Genomic DNA, 2,971 nt, shown 5'->3' on the forward strand with positions numbered 1-2,971 from the left:
GCCCTCGGCTGGGGCGTCGCCCCGCCGGCGCAGCGGCGACCGCCGGCCGCCGTCGCTCCTGGGCCCGTCGGGTCCCGAGCCGGCACCCCGTCACGACGGTCCCCTCACCGCCGCCCCGTTCGGGCGCTGTCACCGGGGACGACAGCGACATCCGTGCCGTACTGCGCATCCCCGAGTTCCGCCGGATGTGGATCCAGCTCAGTCTGTCGAGCCTCGGCGACTGGCTGGGCCTGCTGGCGACGACCGCCCTCGTCACCCAACTGCAGACGAGCTTCTCCGGGCAGGCCTACGCGATCGGCACGCTGCTGATCGTCCGGCTGATGCCCGCGCTGATCCTCGGACCGTTGGCGGGAGCACTCGCCGACCGCCTGGACCGCCGACTGACCATGGTCGTCACTGACGTGATCCGGTTCGGGCTGTTCGCTTCCATTCCGATCATCGGCACGCTGCAGTGGCTGCTCATCGCGTCGTTCCTGGTGGAGGCGGTCACGCTGGTGTGGGCGCCGGCGAAGGACGCCAGCGTCCCGCACCTGGTGCCCCGGGAGCGCCTCGCCGCCGCCAACACCCTCAGCCTGATCATGACGTACGGCACGGCGCCCCTCGCCGCCGCGATCTTCACACTGCTCTCGACGATCTCGCGGACGCTGGGCTCCAGCGTGTCGTTCTTCCGGGACTCCTCCGTCGACCTGGCCCTCTATTTCAACGCCGCGACGTTCCTCGGCTCGGCCATCGTCATCTGGGGTCTGCGTGGCATCGGCCGGGCGGAGCGTCCGGAGACCGGGCCTGAGCCCGGTCTCCTCGCCTCGATCACCGAGGGTTGGCGTTACGTCGGGCAGGACCGGCTGGTACGCGGTCTGATCGTCGGCATCCTGGGCGGGTTCGCCGGCGCCGGCTGTGTGATCGCCCTCGGCCGGCTCTACGTCGAGATCCTCGGTGGCGGCGACTCGGCGTACGGCGTGCTGTTCGGCGCGGTGTTCGTCGGCCTGGCCGCCGGGATGGGGGCCGGCCCGAGGCTGCTCGGCGACTACAGCCGAACCCGCCTGTTCGGCGTCTGCGTCACGGGTGCCGGCGTCACCCTGGTCGTCGTCGCCGTCATCCCGAACCTCGTCATCGCGTGCATCCTCGTCGTCGCGGTCGGCGCGTTCGCCGGCGTCGCCTGGGTGACCGGGTACACGCTGCTGCAGGCGGAGGTCTCCGACGAGCTGCGGGGACGCACGTTCGCCCTGGTGCAGTCGCTGGTCCGCGTCGACCTGCTGCTGGTGCTCGCCGCGGCGCCCGGCCTGGTCGGCCTGATCGGCTCGCACGGCATCCACCTCTGGGGGGACATCACCGTCCGCGCCGACGGAGTGACCGTCGTGCTCCTCGGCGGCGGGCTGCTCGCGGTGGCCGTCGGCCTGTTCGCGTACAACCAGATGGATGACCAGGCCGGGATCGCGGTCTGGCCCGAGCTGTGGAACGCGCTGCGCGGACGCCGGCACACGCCGACGCGGCCCCGCCACGCCGGCCTGTTCATCGCCGTCGAGGGGATCGAGGGCGCCGGCCGCACCACCCAGGTGGAGCTGCTGCGGTCGTGGCTCGCCGAGCGCGGCCGCGAGGTCGTCGTCACCAGCGACTCCGGCGCAACCGAGTCCGGCGCCGGGCTCCGCTCACTGCTGTTCAACCCGGCCGCCCGGCTGCATGCCCGCACCGAGGCCCTGCTGGTCGCCGCGGACCGCGCCGAGCACGTGGCCCGGGTCATCGAGCCGGCGCTGGCCAGAGGTGCGATCGTCGTGTCCGACCGCTACACCGACTCCTCGCTCGCCGGCCAGCCCGTCGGCAAGGCCGCCGACGCCAACGGCGTAAGCATGATTAACACGTGGGCCACGCAGGCCCTCGTCCCCGACCTGACCGTTCTGCTCGACCTCCCCGCGGAGGTCGGCATGCACCGCGCGAGCGCCGTCCCCACGGCCCTGACCGGCCGCGGACCCCTGACCGGCCGCGGACCCCTGACCGAGCGCGGACCCCTGACGGCACCGGACGTCGACGCCGAGGTGCTCGCCCACCAGCGGCGGCTGCGCGACGGCCTGCGCCGACTCGCCCAGGAGGGAACGCGGCGCTATCTCGTCGTCGACGCGACCCGTCCCCAGAGCGAGATCCACAGCGAGATCCGGGCCGGGGTGGCGAGCCGGCTCGCTCCCGCGGCCATGCCCGCACCGGTCTGACGCTCCCCCTCCCGGCCCCTTCCCGACCGGTCGGCGTGCGCCCAGCGGCATGATGGACCGATGACGGTCTGGGACACCCTGGTGGGGCAGGACGCGGTCGTCGCGACGCTGCGGGCCGCCGCCGAGGCGGCGGCCGCCCAGTCCGGTCCCTCGGCCACCCCCGGCGCCACGGGCTGGCAGCGGTCCGCCATGACCCATTCATGGCTGTTCACCGGCCCGACGGGCGCCGGGCGCCAGGACGCGGCGCGCGCCTTCGCCGCGAGCCTGAGCTGCGAACGACAGCCGCTGGGCTGCGGGGAGTGCCCCGGCTGCCACACGGTGCTCACCGACACCGCCACCGACCTGCGCACGGTCGCGCCCGAGGGGCTCTCCCTCGGGGTGAAGGACGTCCGTGCCCTGGTCCGGGACGCGGCGAGCGCGCCGGCCGGCGGGCGGTGGCGGATCCTGCTGTTGACCGAGGCCGACCGGCTCACCGAGTCCGCGGCGAACGCGCTGCTCAAGGCATTGGAGGAACCAGCGGAGCGCGCGGTGTTCCTGCTGTGCGCGCCGTCGGTCGAGGACGTCCTGCCCACCATCCGGTCCCGCTGCCGGACGGTCGCCCTGCGCCTGCCCGCCACCGCCGACGTGCGCGCCATGCTCCTGCGGGACGGCGCCGACGAGCGAACCGCGGGGGCGGTGGCCGCGGCATCCCAGGGCGATCTGGGTCTCGCCCGCCGGCTGGCGACCGACGAGGCGGCCCGGACCCACCGCAGGGCCGTGCTGCGCATCCC

The 2,971-nt window shown here is 74.2% G+C and carries 2 protein-coding genes; both read left to right on the forward strand.

Translation table 11 applies throughout. The annotated features are described in order from the left end of the window. Positions 1-8: 8 nt before the first annotated feature. Complete coding sequence (gene tmk / locus MXD58_RS24065; protein WP_250609983.1) at positions 9-2,201, forward strand: dTMP kinase; 2,193 nt, start codon at positions 9-11, stop codon at positions 2,199-2,201. 60 nt (positions 2,202-2,261) lie between these two features. Then, the coding region (locus MXD58_RS24070) for a DNA polymerase III subunit delta' (RefSeq protein ID WP_250609982.1) at positions 2,262-2,971 on the forward strand (710 nt) is incomplete at its 3' end.

The sequence above is a fragment of the Frankia sp. AgKG'84/4 genome (assembly GCF_023242965.2).
GTDB lineage: Bacteria > Actinomycetota > Actinomycetes > Frankiales > Frankiaceae > Frankia.